At 71.4% G+C, this 18,729-nt stretch carries 15 protein-coding genes and 1 pseudogene; 8 read left to right on the top strand and 8 right to left on the bottom strand.

The window, feature by feature from the left end; translation table 11 throughout:
• From JL475_RS35015 to JL475_RS35005, 3 genes are all read right to left on the bottom strand, one after another.
• Positions 1-1,181 (bottom strand): ABC transporter permease (locus JL475_RS35015; protein WP_307825263.1); only part of this gene is annotated, 1,181 nt, incomplete at its 3' end.
• A 54-nt stretch (positions 1,182-1,235) separates the two neighbouring features.
• The gene (locus JL475_RS35010) at positions 1,236-1,985 is read right to left on the bottom strand and encodes an ABC transporter ATP-binding protein (RefSeq protein ID WP_202282245.1); all 750 of its coding nucleotides are present in this window, start codon (positions 1,983-1,985) and stop codon (positions 1,236-1,238) included.
• Positions 1,982-2,497, bottom strand: coding sequence for a PadR family transcriptional regulator (locus JL475_RS35005; RefSeq protein ID WP_202282244.1), 516 nt, complete (start codon positions 2,495-2,497; stop codon positions 1,982-1,984). The genes JL475_RS35010 and JL475_RS35005 overlap by 4 nt, the downstream gene beginning before the upstream one ends.
• A gap of 184 nt (positions 2,498-2,681) precedes the next feature.
• Between JL475_RS35005 and JL475_RS35000 the strand changes: the two genes are divergently transcribed.
• The 5 genes from JL475_RS35000 (at position 2,682) to JL475_RS34980 (ending at position 9,450) form a co-directional block, all read left to right on the top strand.
• Positions 2,682-3,956, top strand: a complete 1,275-nt coding sequence (locus tag JL475_RS35000) for an ABC transporter substrate-binding protein (protein ID WP_202282243.1) — start codon at positions 2,682-2,684, stop codon at positions 3,954-3,956.
• A gap of 265 nt (positions 3,957-4,221) precedes the next feature.
• Positions 4,222-5,844: a glycoside hydrolase family 13 protein gene (locus JL475_RS34995; protein WP_202282246.1), complete on the top strand. Its 1,623-nt coding sequence runs from the start codon at positions 4,222-4,224 to the stop codon at positions 5,842-5,844.
• Between the two features lie 59 nt (positions 5,845-5,903).
• Positions 5,904-7,238, top strand: coding sequence for an ABC transporter substrate-binding protein (locus JL475_RS34990; RefSeq protein WP_202282242.1), 1,335 nt, complete (start codon positions 5,904-5,906; stop codon positions 7,236-7,238).
• A gap of 5 nt (positions 7,239-7,243) precedes the next feature.
• Complete coding sequence (locus JL475_RS34985; protein ID WP_202282241.1) at positions 7,244-8,614, top strand: ABC transporter permease subunit; 1,371 nt, start codon at positions 7,244-7,246, stop codon at positions 8,612-8,614.
• Positions 8,611-9,450 carry a carbohydrate ABC transporter permease gene (locus tag JL475_RS34980; RefSeq protein WP_202282240.1) on the top strand — a complete coding sequence of 280 codons (840 nt, stop codon included), beginning with the start codon at positions 8,611-8,613 and terminating at the stop codon, positions 9,448-9,450. Before JL475_RS34985 ends, JL475_RS34980 begins: the two co-directional genes overlap by 4 nt.
• A gap of 61 nt (positions 9,451-9,511) precedes the next feature.
• Here JL475_RS34980 and pgl read toward each other — a convergent pair whose 3' ends face one another.
• The 5 genes from pgl to tkt are packed head-to-tail and all read right to left on the bottom strand — an operon-like array spanning position 9,512 to position 16,240.
• A complete protein-coding gene (gene pgl, locus JL475_RS34975; protein ID WP_202282239.1) occupies positions 9,512-10,297 on the bottom strand; it encodes a 6-phosphogluconolactonase in 786 nt (261 codons plus the stop codon).
• The gene (opcA, locus tag JL475_RS34970) at positions 10,294-11,472 is read right to left on the bottom strand and encodes a glucose-6-phosphate dehydrogenase assembly protein OpcA (RefSeq protein WP_202282238.1); all 1,179 of its coding nucleotides are present in this window, start codon (positions 11,470-11,472) and stop codon (positions 10,294-10,296) included. The genes pgl and opcA overlap by 4 nt, the downstream gene beginning before the upstream one ends.
• The gene (gene zwf / locus JL475_RS34965) at positions 11,469-12,992 is read right to left on the bottom strand and encodes a glucose-6-phosphate dehydrogenase (protein WP_202282237.1); all 1,524 of its coding nucleotides are present in this window, start codon (positions 12,990-12,992) and stop codon (positions 11,469-11,471) included. The genes opcA and zwf overlap by 4 nt, the downstream gene beginning before the upstream one ends.
• 4 nt (positions 12,993-12,996) lie before the next feature.
• Positions 12,997-14,115 (bottom strand): transaldolase, encoded by a 1,119-nt coding sequence (gene tal / locus JL475_RS34960; RefSeq protein WP_109380014.1) that lies wholly within the window; start codon positions 14,113-14,115, stop codon positions 12,997-12,999.
• A 37-nt stretch (positions 14,116-14,152) separates the two neighbouring features.
• Positions 14,153-16,240, bottom strand: a complete 2,088-nt coding sequence (tkt, locus tag JL475_RS34955; RefSeq protein WP_202282236.1) for a transketolase — start codon at positions 16,238-16,240, stop codon at positions 14,153-14,155.
• A 342-nt stretch (positions 16,241-16,582) separates the two neighbouring features.
• Between tkt and JL475_RS34950 the strand changes: the two genes are divergently transcribed.
• From JL475_RS34950 to JL475_RS34940, 3 genes and pseudogenes are all read left to right on the top strand, one after another.
• Positions 16,583-17,536, top strand: a complete 954-nt coding sequence (locus JL475_RS34950) for a heme o synthase (RefSeq protein ID WP_202282235.1) — start codon at positions 16,583-16,585, stop codon at positions 17,534-17,536.
• A 106-nt stretch (positions 17,537-17,642) separates the two neighbouring features.
• Complete coding sequence (locus tag JL475_RS34945) at positions 17,643-18,023, top strand: hypothetical protein (protein WP_202282234.1); 381 nt, start codon at positions 17,643-17,645, stop codon at positions 18,021-18,023.
• 140 nt (positions 18,024-18,163) lie between these two features.
• A pseudogene (locus JL475_RS34940) lies at positions 18,164-18,729 on the top strand (amidohydrolase); the annotation flags it as partial.

The following is an 18,729-nucleotide window of genomic DNA, read 5'->3' as shown; positions in this document are numbered from 1 at the left end:
GGCGGCACCCGCGCCCCGAGCGCCCGCCGCGCCACGCCCGTCAGCCCGCCCGCCTCCGGCGGTGCCGGCCTCGGCACCGGCACCGGCGGCGCCCGGCCCGCCCGCCACGCCGCGAGCCCGGTGGTGGCGCCGATGAACAGCACCGCTCCCACGGGCACCACGAACAGCGCCAGGGTGTGCCCGGGCAGCCCCTGCCACACGCCGACCGCCTCCCCGAGTCGCCCCGGTATGCCGCTGCCCAGCGCCTCGGTCAGCGCGGCGGCGGCCACGGCACCCAACAGGGCGTAGCCGAGATGCTGGAGCAGGAAGACGCGGACGACCTGTCCCGGGGTGAAGCCGATCGCCTTGAGGACGGAGATGTCCCGCAGATGCCCCCGGATCCGGGTGCTGATCGCCCCGTGCACGGCGAAACCGGCGGCGACCAGCGCGCCCAGACCGAACAGCCCCAGCACTTGGCCGAGCAGCCGGTTGTCGCCCTGCGCCTCGGCCCGTGCCTGCTGCCAGGTGGAGACCTCGCCGATGGCGCCCGCGCCCAGTACCGTCACCGCACGCTGCACCGCGTACCCGGTGTCGGCGGGGTCGGTCAGCCGCAGCCCGGTCACCTGCCCGTCGGGGTCGGTCACGGCCGACGGCAGCGCCCACACCAGGCCGGGCTGTTCCCCCGGCCGGTAGCGCGGCTCGGCGCTGTCGGCCACGCCCACCACGGTCAGGGTCCGCGCGGTGCCGGGCACGGTGAGGGTGTCGCCCGGAGTGGTGAGCAGGGCACGGGCGAGACTGCTCTCCAGGACCACGCCGTCGGGGGCGCCGGGGTCCAGCCAGCGCCCCGAGGTGATCAGCGGGCGGCCGGTGCCGGGCTGTTCGGCGGTGCCGCGCAGTTCGGCGGAGGCACGGCTGCCGCGGGCGGCGAGGGTGACGGCGGCGGTCGGATAGGGGCCGGCGACGGACTCCACGCCGTCCAGGCCGGCCAGCTTCGCGGCGTCGGCCGGGGCGGTGGTGTGCAGCGTGACGTGGGCGCCGCGCGCCTGCGTGAAGGTCCGCTGCCAGGGGTTGGTCGCGTACCCGAACAGGGCCGTGGCCAGCAACAGGGAGGCGACGACGCCCGCGGTGGCGAGGACCAGGAACAGCGCCTCACCGCGGTGCGTGCGCAGATCGGAGTGCGCCCAGCGCAGGGTCGCTCGCACCGGTGTCAGCCCCTTCGCTCACGCCGGACGCCCGGACCGTCGTACATCCGCATGTCAGTCCTTGAGCTCCAGCACCCCGGAGATGCCCCGGCCGCGCGAGGGCGCTCCGTCGAGTTCCGCGTCGTCGGCGATCCGCCCGTCGAAGAAGCTGATCACCCGGTCGGCGGCGCTCGCCAGCCGGGCGTCGTGGGTGACCAGCAGGATCGTCTGGCCGCGCCGGTGGAAGCGGGACAGCAGCCGCATCACCTCGCGGGTGCCCTTGCTGTCCAGGCTGCCCGCGGGTTCGTCGGCGAGCAGCAGCGGCGGATGGTTGACCAGGGCGCGGGCCAGCGCGACCCGCTGCTGCTCACCGCCGGACAACTCGCCCGGCATGCTCCGCTCCTTGCCCGTCAGGCCCAGCTCGGCCAGCAGCCCCTCCCGCTCGGCGCGGGCCTTCTTCGGCGGCGTCCCGGCGAGCAGGGCCGGCAGTTCCACGTTGTCGGCGACCGACAGGTCGGAGACGAGGTTGAAGAACTGGAAGACGATCCCGATGCGCTTCCTGCGCTCCACCGCCCAGCGTGCCTCGCTGTAGCCGTCGGTGCGCTCGCCGTCCAGCCAGATGCTGCCGGAGTCGGGCCGCTGGAGCCCGCCGAGCAGATACAGCAGGGTCGACTTGCCGGCGCCGGACGGCCCGGTCACCGCCACGAACTCGCCGCGCGTCACCCGCAGGTCGACCCCGCGCACCGCGTGCGCCGGGGCTCCCTCACCGTGATGCGTCTTGACGAGGCCTTCGGCGCGCAGCACGGGAGCGGTACTCTCGCTCACTCCAGCTCCTCCAGCTCTTCCTGGCACCGCTCCAGCCAGTCGAGGTCGGCCTGCAGGTGCAGCATCGCGCCCTCGATCAGCAGATGGGCGACCCGGTTGTCCCGGTCTTCGGCGGCGGCCAGCTTCGACAACTGCCGCATGGTGTTCAGGTACTGGCGCCGCTGCCGGTTGATCAGGGCGATCTGGTCGGCGAGCCCGCTCTGCGGTGCGAGGGCCAGCTTCATGAAGAACTCGTCCCGCACCCGCGGCTCGTCCGCGGTCTCCTCGAACCAGGCGCGCAGCGCCTCCCGCCCGGCGTCGGTGAGGTGGTAGACCTTCTTGTTGGGCCGGCCGGACTGCTCGACGTCCTCGCCCTCGATCAGCCCCGACTTCTCGAGGCGGCCCAGGGTGACGTAGATCTGGCCGACGTTCGGCTGAGGGTACGCGGAGCCCAGCAGTTGCTCAAGGTCCTGCTTGAGCTCGTAGCCGTGGGCCGGGCCGCGGGCGAGCAGGGCCAGGAGGGACTGCCGCACTCGTGCTCTCCTCCCCGCGTCCTTCGTGCCGTGTGCCACGCGTCCGATGCCGGGCGTCCCGCCCGACGCGATGTCTCACCCGACGCAATGTGTCGCGGGCCCTAGTATCGCCCATACCTAACAGGTATACATGGCCTCTGACCCCGGCAAGGGTGCCCGGGTGCCGGTGCACAGGGAGGAACCTATGCGGTGGATCCATGCCGCGGGTAGGGGCCTTCTCGTCCTCGTCGTGCTCCTGACCGTGGGCGTGGCCTCCGGTGCGCGGGCCGAACAGGCCGCTCCCGCCGGCGGTCGCGGTCCGCTCACCCTGGCCACCGCCGGGGACCTCACCGGCTATCTCGGCCCGCTGCTCGAGGGCTGGAACCGCACCCACCCCGGCGAGGAGGTCACCCTCGTCGAACTGCCCGACTCGGCAGACGAGACCCACGCGCAGATGATCACCGAGCTGCGCGACGCCGGCCGCGGCCGCTTCGACGTGCTCAACATCGACGTCAGCTGGACCTCGGAGTTCGCCGCGGCCGGCTGGATCCGCCCGCTGCCGCGCGACCGCTTCCCGCTGGACACGTTCCTGCCGCGCGTGGTGGACACCGCGACCTACGACGACCGGCTGTACGCCGTCCCGTACGTGACCAACGCCGGCCTGCTGCTGTACCGCAAGGACGTCCTCGACGCGGAGGGCGTGGCGCCTCCGCGCACCTGGGCCGAACTGGAGCGGGCCGCGGGAACCCTCGCCCCGCGGTACGGCCTCGACGGCTACGCGGGCCAGTTCCTGCCCTACGAGGGCCTGACCGTCAACGCGGCCGAGGCCGTCTACTCGGCGGGCGGCACCATCCTCGGCGACGAGGGCGAGCGCGTCACCGTGAACTCCCGGGCGGCCCGCAGGGGCATCGGGTTCCTCGCCCGCGGGGTCCGCGAGGGCTGGATCCCCGAGGAGGCGCTGACGTACAAGGAGGAGGAGTCCAAGCAGGCCTTCCAGGACGGCCGGCTGCTCTTCCTGCGCAACTGGCCCTACGCCTACGTCGCCGCGTCCGCCGAGGACTCCGCGGTCGCCGGGAAGGTCGGCGCGGTACCGCTGCCGGGGCCGGACGGGCCGGGGACGAGCGTGCTGGGCGGCTCCAACCTCGCCGTCGCCACCCACGCACGGCACCCCGACTCCGCCGCACGGCTGATCGCGTACCTCACCAGCGAGAGCGTCCAGCGCCAGGTCCTCACCCGGGGCGCGCTGCCGCCCGTACGGGCCGCGCTGTACGACGACCCGGAACTGATCCGGCGGTTCCCCTACCTGCCGACGCTGCGCGAGAGCGTGCTCGCCGCCGCCCCGCGCCCCAAGAGCCCGCACTACGACCAGGTGAGCCTGGTCGTGCAGGCGGTGGTGCACGACGCGATGGCCGGGCGGCAGACGCCCGGTGCGGCGGTGCGGCGGCTGGCGCGCGAACTCGCCGCCGTCTCCGCGCGCTAGACGGCCCTCCGGGCTCCTCCGCACCTCGCACCCCAGCCGGCTGCATCTAGTTACCTGTTAAGTAACGCGGATGTCTCAAATGTGTCCGATGTGTCCAGGACGGTGGGTATTCGTCCACGGTGAATGCCCGGCGAGTTGTGTTCGTTCATTGACACCCTCGCGACATCTCTACCTAACATGCATGCATAACGGCGGCCGTACCGCCGGCCCGGGAGTCCCGGGTCTCCGCACGCACAGACGGGTCGACGGGGTGAGTCTCAAGCGCATCGACACCCACCGCTGGTGGCGCGACGCAGTGATCTACCAGGTGTACGTCCGCAGCTTCCTGGACAGCACCGGTGACGGCATCGGCGATCTCGCCGGGGTCAGGGCGGGCCTGCCCTACCTGAAGAAGCTCGGCGTGGACGGGATCTGGCTGAGCCCCTTCTACCCCTCGCCGCAGCACGACCACGGCTACGACGTGGCCGACTACCGCGACGTCGACCCGGTCTTCGGCGACCTCGCCGAGTTCGACCTGCTGGTCGGGGCCGCCCGGCGGCTCGGCATCAAGGTGCTGCTGGACATCGTCCCCAACCACTGCTCCAGCGAGCACCCCTGGTTCCGCGAGGCGCTCGCCGCGGCCCCCGGCAGCCCGGAGCGCGCCCGTTTCCACTTCACCGACGGCCGCGGCCCCGACGGCGCCGAACCGCCCAACAACTGGCACGCCATGTTCGGCGGACCCGCCTGGAGCCGCGTCACCGAGCCGGACGGCCGGCCCGGCCAGTGGTACCTGCACATGTTCACGCCCGAACAGCCGGACTGGAACTGGCGCAACCCCGAGATCGCCGCCGACTTCGACCGAACCCTGCGGTTCTGGCTGGACCGGGGCGTCGACGGCTTCCGCATCGATGTCGCCGCCGGCCTGTTCAAGCACCCGGAACTGCCCGACTCCCCGGACCCGGAGGCCGACGCCCGCACCCGGGACTCGGTCAACCCGCTGGCCTGGAACCAGCCCGAGGTGCACGACGTGTGGCGGCACTGGCGCGCGGTGTGCGAGGAGTACACCGCCCGCGACGGCCGTGAACGGCTCCTGGTCGGCGAGGTCTCCGTGCCGACCGCCCGCGAACACGCCCGCTACGTGCGCCCCGACGAGCTCCACCAGGCCTTCTTCTTCGACCTGCTCGGCGCCCCCTGGGACGCCGACGCCTTCCGCAAGGTCATCGCCGAGGCCATGCAGGACATCGCCGGCACCGGATCGACCGTCACCTGGGTCCTCAACAACCACGACCAGGTCCGCACCGTCACCCGCTACGGCGAACCCACCCCGCAGGGCAGCGGTCTCGGCGCCGCCCGGGCCCGCGCCGCCGCGCTGCTGATGCTGGCGCTGCCCGGCGCCGCGTACGTCTACCAGGGCGAGGAGCTGGGTCTGCCCGAGGTCGTCGACCTCCCCGACGACGTGCTCACCGACCCGATCTTCCGCCGCACCGGCAGCCGGGCCCGGATCCGCGACGGCTGCCGGGTGCCGCTGCCCTGGTCGGGGCAGGCCTCCCCGTTCGGTTTCACCTCCGGCACCGAGGGGGCCGCACCCTGGCTGCCGCAGCCCGAGTGGTTCGCCGAACACGCCACCGACCGCGCCCTCGCCGACACCCGCTCCTTCTGGCACCTGTACCGCGACGGTCTGCAACTGCGCGCCTCACTGCCCCAGTTGGGCGAGGGCACGCTGCGCTGGCTGGAGACCGAGCCGGACGTCCTGGCCTTCGTCCGCGCCGACGGCCTGGTGTGCGCCGTCAACTTCGGCACCGCCTCCGTACCCGCTCCGGTCCCCGGCAGCCCGCTGCTGGCCAGCGGCCCGTGCCCGGACGGAGTCCTCCCCGGTGCCACGGCCGCCTGGTGGATCGACGACTCCTGAAACCCGCTCACCTCACGCACCCGAAAGTCATCTCGAACGCTTCTGAAGGGACATCAACGATGATGCGACGACGTACCACCCTGCTCACCGGCTGCACCGCCCTCGTGCTCGCCCTCGGCGCCACCGCCTGCGGCTCGGGCGAGCCCGTCTCGGCCGGCGGCGGTGACGGTGACAAGGCGCTCGGCGGCCAGACCGTCTCCGTGGCCGGCGTCTGGTCCGGCAGCGAGCAGAAGAACTTCCAGAAGGTGCTCGACGCCTTCACCGAGAAGACCGGCGCCAAGACGGAGTTCGTCTCCACCGGCGACAACGTCTCCACCGTCGTCGGCAGCAAGATCGAGGGCGGCAACGCCCCCGACGTCGTGATGGTCCCCCAGGTCGGCGTGCTGAAGCAGTTCGCCGAGGCGGGCTGGCTCAAGCCGCTGGACAAGAAGGTCCAGGGCACCGTGGAGAACAACTTCGCCGAGGTGTGGCAGAACTACGGCAGCGTCGACGGCACGCTGTACGGCCTCTACTTCAAGGCCGCCCACAAGTCGACCGTCTGGTACAGCCCCGAGGCCCTGGAGCAGGCGGGCATCACCCCGCCGAAGACCTACGACGCCATGCTGAAGGACGGACGCACGATATCCGACTCCGGCCTCGCCGCCTTCTCGGTCGCCGGACAGGACGGCTGGACGCTGACCGACTGGTTCGAGAACGTCTACCTCTCCCAGGCCGGTCCCGAGAAGTACGACGCCCTCGCCGCGCACGAGATCAAGTGGACCGACCCGACGGTGGTCGAGGCGCTCACCACGCTCGGCGAACTCTTCAAGGACAAGCAACTCGTCTCGGGCGGCCAGAAGGAAGCCCTGAACACCGACTTCCCCGGTTCGGTGGAGAAGGTCTTCGGACCCGAGCCGGACGCCGCCATGGTCTACGAAGGCGACTTCGTGGCCGGCGTCGCCAAGGACCAGTTCGGCAAGAACATCGGCACCGACGCGAACTTCTTCCCGTTCCCGCCGGTCGGCGGCGGCGAGGCCCCGGTGGTCAGCGGCGGCGACGCGGCCGTGGTGCTCAAGGACGGCAAGAACGCCGAGGCCGGCATGGCGCTCCTCGAGTACCTCGCCACGCCGGAGGCCGCCGCCGTGTGGGCCGAGGCCGGCGGCTTCCTCTCCCCGAACAAGAAGCTGGACCTCTCCTCCTACGGCGACGACGTCACCCGCGCCACCGCCGAGTCCCTGATCGAGGCCGGCGACTCGGTCCGCTTCGACATGTCGGACCAGGCCCCGGCGGCCTTCGGCGGCACCCAGGGCAAGGGCGAGTGGAAGATCCTCCAGGACTTCCTGCGTGACCCGTCCGACCCGAAGAAGACCGCGGCCGAGCTGGAGAAGGCGGCGGCCAAGGCCTACGGGAACTGACGGTCATGACCGCCACCCTGGTGAAAGAGGCGAGCCCTCCGGCTCCTTCGCACCCCGATCGTGCCCGCCGCCGGCGCCTGCGCCGGCGGGGGCGGATCGTCGCCGTGCTGTTCGTGCTGCCCGCCCTGCTCCTGCTGGGCGCGCTGGTCGTCTACCCGGTGCTGTTCTCCGTCGGACGCAGCCTCTTCGACGCCTCCGGCACCCGGTTCGTGGGCGGCGAGAACTACCTCGAGATGTTCCGCGACCCGGTCACCCTCAAGGCCGTCCGGAACACCGCGATCTGGGTCGTCATCGCCCCCACCCTGCTCACCGGCCTGGGCCTGATCCTGGCCGTGCTGGTGGAGAAGATCCGCTGGGCCACCGCCTTCAAACTGCTGCTGTTCATGCCGATGGCGGTGTCCTTCCTGGCGGCCGGCATCGTCTTCCGGCTCGCCTACGACGAGGACCCGGACAAGGGCGTGCTGAACGCGGCCGTCGTCTCGGTCCACGACACCTTCAAGGGCAGCTCCTCCTACCCGACGGCCCGCGCCCGCGAGGGCGACGGCGCGGGCCTGACCAAGGAGGCGGACGGCTCGTACGTGACCGGGGCGGACGTGTCGCCGGGCGGCACGGCGGCGCTGGGCCTGGTCGGCGTGGCGCCCAAGGACCTGCCCGGCGAGGCGGCACCCGCCTCCCCGGCGGCCTCCCGCGAGGCGGCCCCCGACGAGGTCGGCGGCGTGGTGTACCTGGACTTCACCCCCGGCGGGGGAGGAGAACCGGGCCGGGTCGACGAAGGGGAGAACGGACTGCCCGGGATGAAGGTCGAGGCGCTCCGCGACGGACGCACGGTCGCGAGCACCACGACCGGGGCCGACGGCTCGTTCCGCTTCACCGGCCTGGACGACGGCCCCTACGCGCTGAAACTGCCCGCCGAGAACTTCGCGCCCCCCTACCAGGGCATCTCCTGGCTCGGACCGACGCTCGTCACCCCGGCCATCATCGGGGCCTACCTGTGGATCTGGACCGGGTTCGCGATGGTGCTGATCGGCGCGGGACTCTCGGCCCTGCCGCGGGACGCGCTGGAGGCGGCGCGGATGGACGGCGCGAACGAGTGGCAGATCTTCCGCCGGATCACCGTCCCGCTGCTCGCACCGGTCCTCACCGTCGTCTTCGTGACCCTGGTGATCAACGTGATGAAGGTCTTCGACCTCGTCTACATCATCGCGCCCGGACCCGTGCAGGAGGACGCGACCGTGCTCGCGACCCAGATGTGGCTGGTGTCGTTCGGCGGCGGCAACGACCAGGGACTGGGCAGCGCGCTCGGTGTGCTGCTCCTGCTGCTGGTCGTCCCCGCCATGGCCTTCAACGTCCGCCGTTTCAGAAGGAGCCAGCGATGAACGCGATCCGGCGCGGCCTGGGCAACGCGGTCGTGCAGGCCTTCCTGGTCGTGATCGGGCTGGTGTGGATGACCCCGCTGGCCGGCCTGTTCCTGTCCTCGATGCGCTCCGCCGAGGACACGGCCAAGGGCGGCTGGTGGACGGTGTTCACCAGCCCCGGGCAGCTGTCCTTCGACAACTACGCGGCCCTGCTGAAGAACTCGGGGATGACCCAGGCGTTCTGGAACACCGTGCTGATCTCGGTGCCGACCACGGTGCTGGTGGTGGTCGTCGCGGCGCTCGCCGGATACGCCTTCGCCTGGCTGGACTTCCCCGGCCGGGACACGATCTTCCTCGTCGTGGTCGCCCTGCTGGTGGTGCCCGTGCAGATCGGGCTGCTGCCGGTGGCCAAACTCTTCGGCCAGCTGGGCCTGTTCGGCACCATCCCCGGGGTCGTGCTGTTCCACGTGGCGTACGGACTGCCGTTCGCGGTGTTCCTGCTGCGGAACTACTTCGCCGAGATGCCCAAGGAGATGCTGGAGGCCGCCCGCATGGACGGCGGCAGCGAGTGGCGCATCTTCACCCGGCTGATCCTGCCCGTCGGGCGGCCGGCGATCGCCAGCCTGGCCATCTTCCAGTTCCTGTGGGTCTGGAACGACATGCTGGTGGCGCTGCTGTTCGCGGACAGCTCCTCGCAGCCGCTGACGGTGGAACTCCAGTCGCAGATCCGCCAGTTCGGCAGCAACATCGACGTGCTCGCACCGGGCGCGTTCCTGTCCCTGGTGGTGCCGGTGGCCGTGTTCTTCGCCTTCCAACGGCACTTCGTCCAGGGGGTGATGGCGGGGTCGGTGAAGTGACACCCCACACGCACGGACCCCCGCCTCCTCAGGAGGCGGGGGTCCGTGCGTGTTCACGCGGTCACGCGGAAGCAGGCGGATACAGCGCCCGCGGCAGCTGCGAGGCCGCCGCCGCGTCCAGCAGCCACAGGGTGCGGGCGCGGCCGTACGCGCCGGCCGCCGGAGCCTGGATCTCGCCCGCGCCCGACAGGGCGATCGCCGCGGCCTCCGCCTTGTCCTCGCCGGCCGCCAGCAGCCACACCTCGCGGGCCGCACGGATCGCCGGGAGGGTGAGCGTCACCCGGGTCGGCGGCGGCTTGGGCGCCCCGTGGACGCCGACCACCGTGCGCTCCGTCTCCCGCACCGCGGGCAACTCCGGGAAGAGGGACGCCACATGCGTGTCCGGGCCGACACCCAGCATCAGCACGTCGAACGTCGGCACCGCGCCGTGGTCCTCCGGACCCGCGGCACGGGCCAGCTCCTCGGCGTACGCGGCCGCCGCCGCGTCCACGTCGGCGCCGTGCACTCCGTCGGACGCGGGCATGGCGTGCACGCGCTTCGGGTCCAGCGGCACCGAGTCGAGCAGCGCCTCACGGGCCTGGGTGACATTGCGCTCCGGGTCGCCGTCCGGCAGGAACCGCTCGTCGCCCCACCACAGGTCGATGCGGCTCCAGTCGACCGCGTCCCGGGCGGGCGCGGCCGCGAGCGCGGCCAGCAGACCGTTGCCGTTGCGGCCGCCGGTCAGCACCACGGACGCCGAACCCCGCGAGGCCTGCGCGTCCACGACCCGGGTGATCAGCCGGGCCGCCGCGGCCTGTGCCATCAGCTCCTTGTCGCGGTGCACGACCAGCTGCGGTGCCGTACTCACTTCGCCTCCACCTTCTTCAGCGGTGCCTGCGCCGTCGCTTCGCCCGCGGAACCTTCCGCAGCCGGTCCGCCGGCAGCGGTGCCCGCTGCTCCTTTGGCCGGTGACTCACCCGCCGGCTCACCGGAGCCGCCCGACGCCTCGTCCAGCGCACGCGACACCTCGTCGAGCGCGGTCGACGCCTCGGTCAGCCCGCGCGACACCTCCTCCAGCGCGCCGGACGACGCCTTCGTCGCGCCCGCCCCCGTCGCCGGACTCCGCAGCCGCTCGATCCCGTACCGCAGGGCCGACGCGTACGTGTCGTCCGGGTCCAGCCGGCGCAGCTCCTCCGCGATCAGCTCCGCGGTGTCCCGGCGCTTGAGCGCCACCGCCCGCTTCGGCTGGCCCTGGATGGACAGCGTCGCGAGCGAACCGTCGGCCCGGTCCAGCACGATCGGGCCGCAGTCGGTCGACAGCCGGACCGCGGTGAGTCCCGGGCCGCCCGACAGCGAACGCTTCACGGGCACGCCCAGCCGGTCCGCGAGCCACATCGCCAGCAGCTCGCAGCTCGGGTTGAACTCCTCGCCCTCGACCTCCACGCCCTGCACCTCGCAGGTCACCTGGTCCAGGGCCGCGGCCAGCATCGAACGCCAGGGCGTGATCCGGGTCCAGGACAGGTCCGTGTCGCCCGGGGTGTAGGCCTCGGCGCGGGCCGCGAGCTCCCGCACCGGCTGCTCGCAGGCGTAGGTGTCGGTCACCCGGCGCTGGGCCAGCGCGCCCAGCGGGTCGCCGGCCGGGTTCAGCGGGGAGTTGACCGGCCACCAGACCACCACCGGGGCGTCCGGCAGCAGCAGCGGCAGCACCACCGACTGGGCGTGGTCGGCGACCTCGCCGTACAGCCGGAGCACCACCGTCTCGCCGGTGCCCGCGTCCGCGCCGACCCGCACCTCGGCGTCCAGCCGGGACTGCGTGCGGTCGCGGGGGGAGCGGGACACCCGCTTGATGACGACCAGGGTGCGCGAGGGATGCTCGCGCGAGGCGTCGCCGGCGGACTTCAGGGCGTCGTAGGCGTTCTCCTCGTCGGTCACGATGACCAGGGTGAGCACCATGCCGACCGCCGGAGTGCCGATGGCCCGGCGGGCCCGCACCAGCGCCTTGTTGATCTCACCGGCAGTGGTGTCCGTGAGGTCTATCTTCATGGCCGGCGCCAGCTCCGTCCGTCTCGCTCGAGCATGTGGTCCGCCTCCACGGGCCCCCAGGTACCGGCCGGGTACTGGGCCGGCCGGCCGTGGTTGTCCCAGTGCTCCTCGATCGGGTCGAGGATCTTCCAGGACAGCTCGACCTCCTCGGTGCGCGGGAAGAGATTGGAGTCACCGAGCAGGACGTCGAGGATGAGCCGCTCGTACGCCTCCGGGCTGGACTCGGTGAACGACTCGCCGTAGGCGAAGTCCATCGACACGTCCCGGATCTCCATCGACGTGCCCGGCACCTTGGAGCCGAACCGCACCGTGACACCCTCGTCCGGCTGGACGCGGATCACGATCGCGTTGGAGCCCAGTTCCTCGGTGGCCGTCGTGTCGAACGGCGAGTGCGGCGCCCGCTGGAACACCACCGCGATCTCGGTGACCCGGCGGCCCAGCCGCTTCCCGGTGCGCAGGTAGAAGGGGACACCCGCCCAGCGGCGGTTGTCGATCCCCAGCTTGATCGCGGCGTAGGTGTCGGTCCTCGAGGAGGCGTCGATGCCCTCCTCCTCCAGGTACCCGACCGCCTTCGCGCCGCCCTGCCAGCCCGCCGCGTACTGCCCGCGCACGGTGTCCCGGCCCAGGTCCTTCGGCAGCCGCACGGCGCCGAGCACCTTGGTCTTCTCCGCGGCCAGCGCGTCCGCGTCGAAGGAGGCCGGTTCCTCCATGGCGGTGAGCGCCATCAGCTGGAGCAGGTGGTTCTGGATGACGTCGCGGGCGGCGCCGATGCCGTCGTAGTAGCCGGCCCGGCCGCCGATGCCGATGTCCTCGGCCATGGTGATCTGCACGTGGTCCACGAAGGACCGGTTCCAGATCGGCTCGAACATCGTGTTGGCGAAGCGGAGCGCCAGGATGTTCTGGACGGTCTCCTTGCCCAGGTAGTGGTCGATCCGGAAGACCTGGTCCGGGGCGAACACCTCGTGGACGATCGCGTTGAGCTCCTCGGCCGACCTCAGGTCGTGGCCGAAGGGCTTCTCGATCACCGCGCGCCGCCAGGAACCGCTGCTCTGGTCGGCCAGCCCGTGCTTCTTCAGCTGCTGGATGACCACCGGGAAGGACCGCGGCGGCACCGACAGGTAGAACGCGAAGTTGCCGCCCGTGCCCTGCGCCTTGTCCAGTTCCTCGATGGTGCCGCGCAGCCGCTCGAAGGACTCGTCGTCGTCGAAGGTGCCCTGGACGAAGCGCATGCCCTGGATGAGCTGCTGCCAGACCTCTTCGCGGAACGGAGTGCGGGCGTGTTCCTTGACCGCGTCGTGCACCACCTGCGCGAAGTCCTCGTGCGCCCACTCGCGGCGGGCGAACCCGACCAGCGAGAAGCCCGGCGGCAGCAGACCCCGGTTGGCGAGGTCGTACACGGCCGGCATCAGCTTCTTGCGCGAGAGGTCGCCCGTGACGCCGAAGATGACCAGGCCCGACGGCCCCGCGATACGCGGGAGCCGTCGGTCCGCGGGGTCACGCAGCGGGTTGCTGCTCGACAAGGTGTCAGCCCTCCGAAGGAGCGAGGCGCGCGAGCTCCGCCTCGGTCGACTTCAGCAGGTCGTTCCAGGACGCCTCGAACTTCTCGACGCCCTCCTCCTCCAGCAGCTGCACCACGTCGTCGTACGAGATCCCCAGCCGCTCCACGGCGTCGAGGTCGGCGCGGGCCTGCTCGTAGGTGCCGGCGACGGCGTTGCCCTTGATCTCGCCCTGCTCCTCGGTGGCGAACAGCGTCGCCTCCGGCATGGTGTTCACCGTGTTCGGCGCCACCAGGTCGTCGACGTACATCGTGGTCTTGTACGCCTTGTCCTTCACCCCGGTGGAGGCCCACAGCGGACGCTGCCGGTTGGCGCCCTCACGCTCCAGCGCGCTCCAGCGGTCGGTGGCGAAGACCTCCTCGTACGCCTGGTAGGCCAGGCGCGCGTTGGCGACGGCGGCCTTGCCGCGCAGCGCCTTCGCCTCGTCGGTGCCGAGCGCGTCGATCCGCTTGTCGATCTCGGTGTCCACGCGGGACACGAAGAACGACGCCACCGAGTGGATCTTCGACAGGTCCAGGCCGCGCTCCTTGGCCTTCTCCAGGCCGGTCAGGAACGCGTCCATGACCTTGCGGTACCGCTCCAGGGAGAAGATCAGCGTGACGTTGACGCTGATGCCCAGGCCGATGACCTCGGCGATCGCCGGGATGCCCGCCTCGGTCGCCGGGATCTTGATCAGGGTGTTGGGCCGGTCCACCAGCCAGGCCAGCTGCTTGGCCTCGGCGACGGTGGCGCGCGTCTCGTGCGCCAGACGCGGGTCGACCTCGATGGAGACCCGGCCGTCCTTGCCGTCGGTGGCGTCGAAGACCGGGCGCAGGATGTCGGCGGCGTCCCGGACGTCCGCCGTGGTGATCATCCGGATGGCCTCTTCGACCGTGACCCTGCGGGCGGCGAGATCGGCGAGCTGCTGCTCGTAGCCGTCGCCCTCGGAGATCGCCTTCTGGAAGATCGACGGGTTGGTGGTGACGCCCACGACGTGCTGCTGGTCGATCAGCTCGGCGAGGTTGCCGGACGTGATCCGCTTGCGCGACAGGTCGTCCAGCCAGATCGCGACGCCTTCGTCGGAAAGGCGCTTCAGTGCGTCTGTCATGGAAATTCCATCTCCTACTACGTGTCGTATGTGAGCGTCAGCGCTGGGCTGCGGCGAGTGAGTCCCGGGCCGCGGCCGCCACGTTCTCGGCGGTGAAGCCGAACTCCTTGAACAGCACCTTGCCGTCGGCGGACGCGCCGAAGTGCTCCAGGGACACGATGCGCCCGGCGTCCCCGACGTACTTGTGCCACGTCAGACCGATACCGGCCTCCACCGCGACGCGCGCCTTCACGGAGGGCGGCAGGACGCTGTCCCGGTACCCCTGGTCCTGCTCCTCGAACCACTCCACCGACGGCATGGACACCACGCGCGTCGGCACCCCGTCGGCCTGGAGCCGCTCACGGGCCTCGACGGCGACGTGCACCTCGGAACCGGTGGCGATCAGCACGACCTGCGGCTTGCCGCCGTCCGCCTCGAACAGCACATAGCCGCCGCGCGCGGTGTCCTCGTCGGGCTCGTACGTCGGCACGCCCTGCCGGGTGAGGGCCAGGCCGTGCGGCTGGCCCTTGCCGAACTCCTTGGTCCAGCGCTTGAGGATCTCGCGCCAGACGATCGCGGTCTCGTTGGCGTCCGCCGGGCGGACGACGTTCAGACCGGGGATGGCGCGCAGCGAGGCCAGGTGCTCGACCGGCTGGTGGGTCGGGCCGTCCTCGCCCAGGCCGATGGAGTCGTGCGTCCACACGTACGTCACCGGCAGGTGCATCAGGGCCGACAGCCGCACCGCGTTGCGCATGTAGTCGGAGAACACCAGGAAGGTGCCGCCGTAGATCCGGGTGTTGCCGTGCAGCGCGATGCCGTTCATCTCCGCGGCCATGGCGTGCTCGCGGATACCGAAGTGGATGGTGCGGCCGTACGGGTTCGCCTCGGGCAGTGGGTTGCCGACCGGGAGGAACGACGACGTCTTGTCGATCGTCGTGTTGTTGGAGCCCGCCAGGTCGGCCGAGCCGCCCCACAGCTCCGGGACGACCGCGCCGAGCGCCTGGAGCACCTTGCCGGAGGCGGCACGGGTGGCGACCGCCTTGCCCGGCTCGAAGACGGGAAGTGTGTCCTCCCAGCCCTTGGGCAGCTCACCGGCCGCGATCCGGTCGAACTCGGCCGCGCGCTCCGCGTTGTTGCTCCGCCACTTCTGGAACGACTTCTCCCACTCGGCCCGCGCCTGCTTGCCGCGCTCCAGCGCGCCACGGGTGTGGCCGAGGACCTCGTCGGTCACCTCGAAGGTCTGCTCCGGGTCGAAGCCCAGCACCCGCTTGGTGGCCGCCACCTCCTCGTCGCCGAGCGCCGAACCGTGGGAGGCCTCGGTGTTCTGCGCGTTCGGGGCCGGCCAGGCGATGATCGAGCGCATCGCGATGAACGACGGCCGGTCGGTGACCTTCTTGGCCTCCTGGACGGCGTCGTAGATCGCGTTCGGGTCCAGGTCGCCGTCCGGCTTCGGGGCCACCCGCTGCACGTGCCAGCCGTAGGCCTCGTACCGCTTGGTGACGTCCTCGGAGACGGCCGTCTCGGTGTCGCCCTCGATCGAGATGTGGTTGTCGTCCCACAGCAGGACCAGGTTGCCGAGCTTCTGGTGGCCGGCCAGCGAGGACGCCTCCGCGGAGATGCCCTCCTGCAGGCAGCCGTCACCGGCGATGCAGTAGACGAAGTGGTCGAACGGGGACTCGCCCGGGGCGGCCTCCGGGTCGAACAGCCCGCGCTCGTAGCGGGCGGCCATGGCCATGCCGACCGCGTTGGCGACGCCCTGGCCCAGCGGCCCGGTCGTCGTCTCCACGCCCGTGGTGTGCCCGTACTCCGGGTGGCCCGGCGTCTTCGAGCCCCAGGTGCGGAACGCCTTCAGGTCGTCCAGCTCCAGACCGAAACCGGCCAGGTACAGCTGGGTGTAGAGAGTCAGGGACGAATGACCGGCGGACAGGACGAAACGGTCCCGCCCCACCCAGTCGGCGTCCGAGGGGTCGTGCCGCATCACCTTCTGGAAGAGGGTGTACGCGGCGGGCGCCAGGCTCATCGCCGTACCGGGATGGCCGTTGCCGACCTTCTGTACGGCATCGGCGGCCAGGACGCGGGCGGTGTCCACGGCCCGCTGGTCCAGTTCGGTCCACTCGAGGTCTGTGGTGGTCGGCTTGGTGCTCACCCTGAGTCAGGGCTCCTCTCCACATGTTTTCGGATGCCGGATGAGTACACACCGGCGAGGTCGAGCCTACCCCCGTAGGACGTGCATTCTTCGAGCCGTTCCAGACTGCCGGGAGTCCCGGCGATCCGCCTCCTGACCGGGAAGTCCTCCCGTTCGGCAGATGAATACGGAGCCGCTCATCCGGTTGCTCAATCGAGCTCGGAACTCTGTTGTGAGCGGCCGCCGCCAACACGACCGGACCCCCGCGATTGTCCGGGTCTGGGCAACGTCTAAGGTGGCGTGGTACGCGCGAGCCTTTACCGACACCTCATACGGGAGGGCTTGCTGGGAACTCTGTCAGGGGTGCGAGTGACGGCCGTTGAATCCCGTCCTGCGGGGATTGTCGGGACCAGCCAGAGCCCGAGTCACCGGCCGTTCGGGGCCCGTGCCAGGGCGTTCGTGGCGCTGACCAAGCCGCGGATCATCGAACTGCTGCTCATCACCACGGTCCCGGTGATGTTCCTGGCGCAGCAGGGTGTGCCCGACCTGGGACTGGTGCTGCTGACCTGTGTCGGCGGCTACCTGTCGGCGGGCGGCGCCAACGCGCTCAACATGTACCTCGACCGCGACATCGACGCGCTGATGGACCGCACCTCGCAGCGCCCCCTGGTCACCGGCATGGTCAGTCCGCGCGAGTGCCTGGCCTTCGGCATCACCCTGGCCGTGGTCTCGACGCTGCTGTTCGGCCTCACCGTCAACTGGCTGTCCGCCTGGCTCTCCCTCGGGGCGCTCCTCTTCTACGTCGTCGTCTACACGATGATCCTCAAACGGCGTACGGCGCAGAACATCGTGTGGGGCGGCATCGCCGGCTGCATGCCGGTGCTGATCGGCTGGTCCGCGGTCACCAACTCGATGTCCTGGGCGCCGGTCGTGCTCTTCCTCGTCATCTTCTTCTGGACGCCGCCGCACTACTGGCCCCTGTCCATGAAGGTGAAGGAGGACTACGCGCGCGTGGGCGTGCCGATGCTCCCGGTGATCGCCGGCAACAAGGTCGTCGCCAAGCAGATCGTGCTCTACAGCTGGGTCATGGTCGCGGTGTCGCTGCTGCTCACCCCGCTCGGCTACACCGGCTGGTTCTACACCGCGGTCGCGCTGGCCGCGGGCGGCTGGTGGCTGTGGGAGGCGCACGCGCTCCTCAACCGCGCCAAGGCCGAGGTGACCGGCGGCAAGCTCAAGGAGATGCGCCTGTTCCACTGGTCCATCACCTATGTGTCGCTGCTCTTCGTGGCCGTCGCGGTGGACCCCTTCCTGCGGTAGGCCTGCGGTAGGCGACCTCCGAGGCGTTCCGACGGGCGGGGTCCGTGGCCAAGGCCACGGACCCCGCCCGTCGCCGTTCGATCTACCCGTCGGTAGCATCCTGTTCATGGCAGACAAGCAGCAGGCGGACCCGGCGGCCGAGCAGAACAGCGGGCAGCGGGTCGAGCAGAGGACCGAACGCAAGGCCGAGCGGAAGGTGGCCCGGCTCACCAAGCGGATCAACGGCTTCGCCACGGCCCACGGAGGCGCCGAGGGGCAGATCGCCTACCTGGGACAGCGCGGCGCCCGGATCGTGCTCGTCGGTGAGGACGGCAACTGGGGCGACCTGGTCGCCCACTCCTACGCGATCGCCGAGAAGGCGGCCGAGAAGGCGGGGATCACCCTCCACGAGGACTTCGACGGCGAGTTCGCGGCCAAGGTCAGGACCGGCCCGTACGAGTGGACCCGGATGGCGGGCAGCCAGTTCGGCGGCCCGGCCAACGGCTGACCCCGGGCCTGACGGCCCACCGATCAGTCCACCGACCGTCCGCGGCAGGCACCGTGTCGGACGCGCCGCGACACCTCGACCCCGGTTCCCCCGTCGGAGACCTGTGGAAGCAGTCACAGCGTCTTTCGTGGGGAGCCCGGATGATCGACATGCCGTCCCTCGTGGACCAGTACTGCCACGGCGTGCTGCGCACCGAGCTGGGCCTCGGCACCTTCGAGGCCCAGCTGGTCCGCACCGAGGGCCCGCCCGCCCCGGGGACCACCCTGTTCGACACCCAGACCGGTTTCGCCGTATGCCGCTGGTGCCCGCCCCTGCTCGGCCCGGAGCCGCACTGCCCGCCCGCCATCTCGCCCGGCGCCGCGAACCGGGCGTGGCCGAGACGGCCCGCCGGCTGCCGCGGGCCGGCGGCATCACCACCTACCTGGTCGACCCCGGACTGCCCGGCGACCTCACCGGCACGGCCGAGCCGGCCACGGCCGGCGCCGCCGAGACCCACGAGCTCGTGCGCCTGGAGCAGTCGGCCCAGCAGGTCGCCGACACCTCCGGCACCGTGGAGTCCTTCCTCGCCAACCTCGCCGAGTCCGTGCACGGAGCCGCCGCGCACACCGTCGCCTTCACCTGCGTCGCCGGCACACGGCACGGGACGGCGCTCGCGCCCGAGCCGCCGGGGCCCGGCCAGGTGCGCGGCGCGGCCGCGCGGTGGCCG

This window comes from Streptomyces sp. M2CJ-2 (assembly GCF_016757295.1).
Lineage (GTDB): Bacteria > Actinomycetota > Actinomycetes > Streptomycetales > Streptomycetaceae > Streptomyces.
Note: the sequence above shows the minus strand (reverse complement) of the source record. Positions and strands in the feature narration are given on the sequence as shown.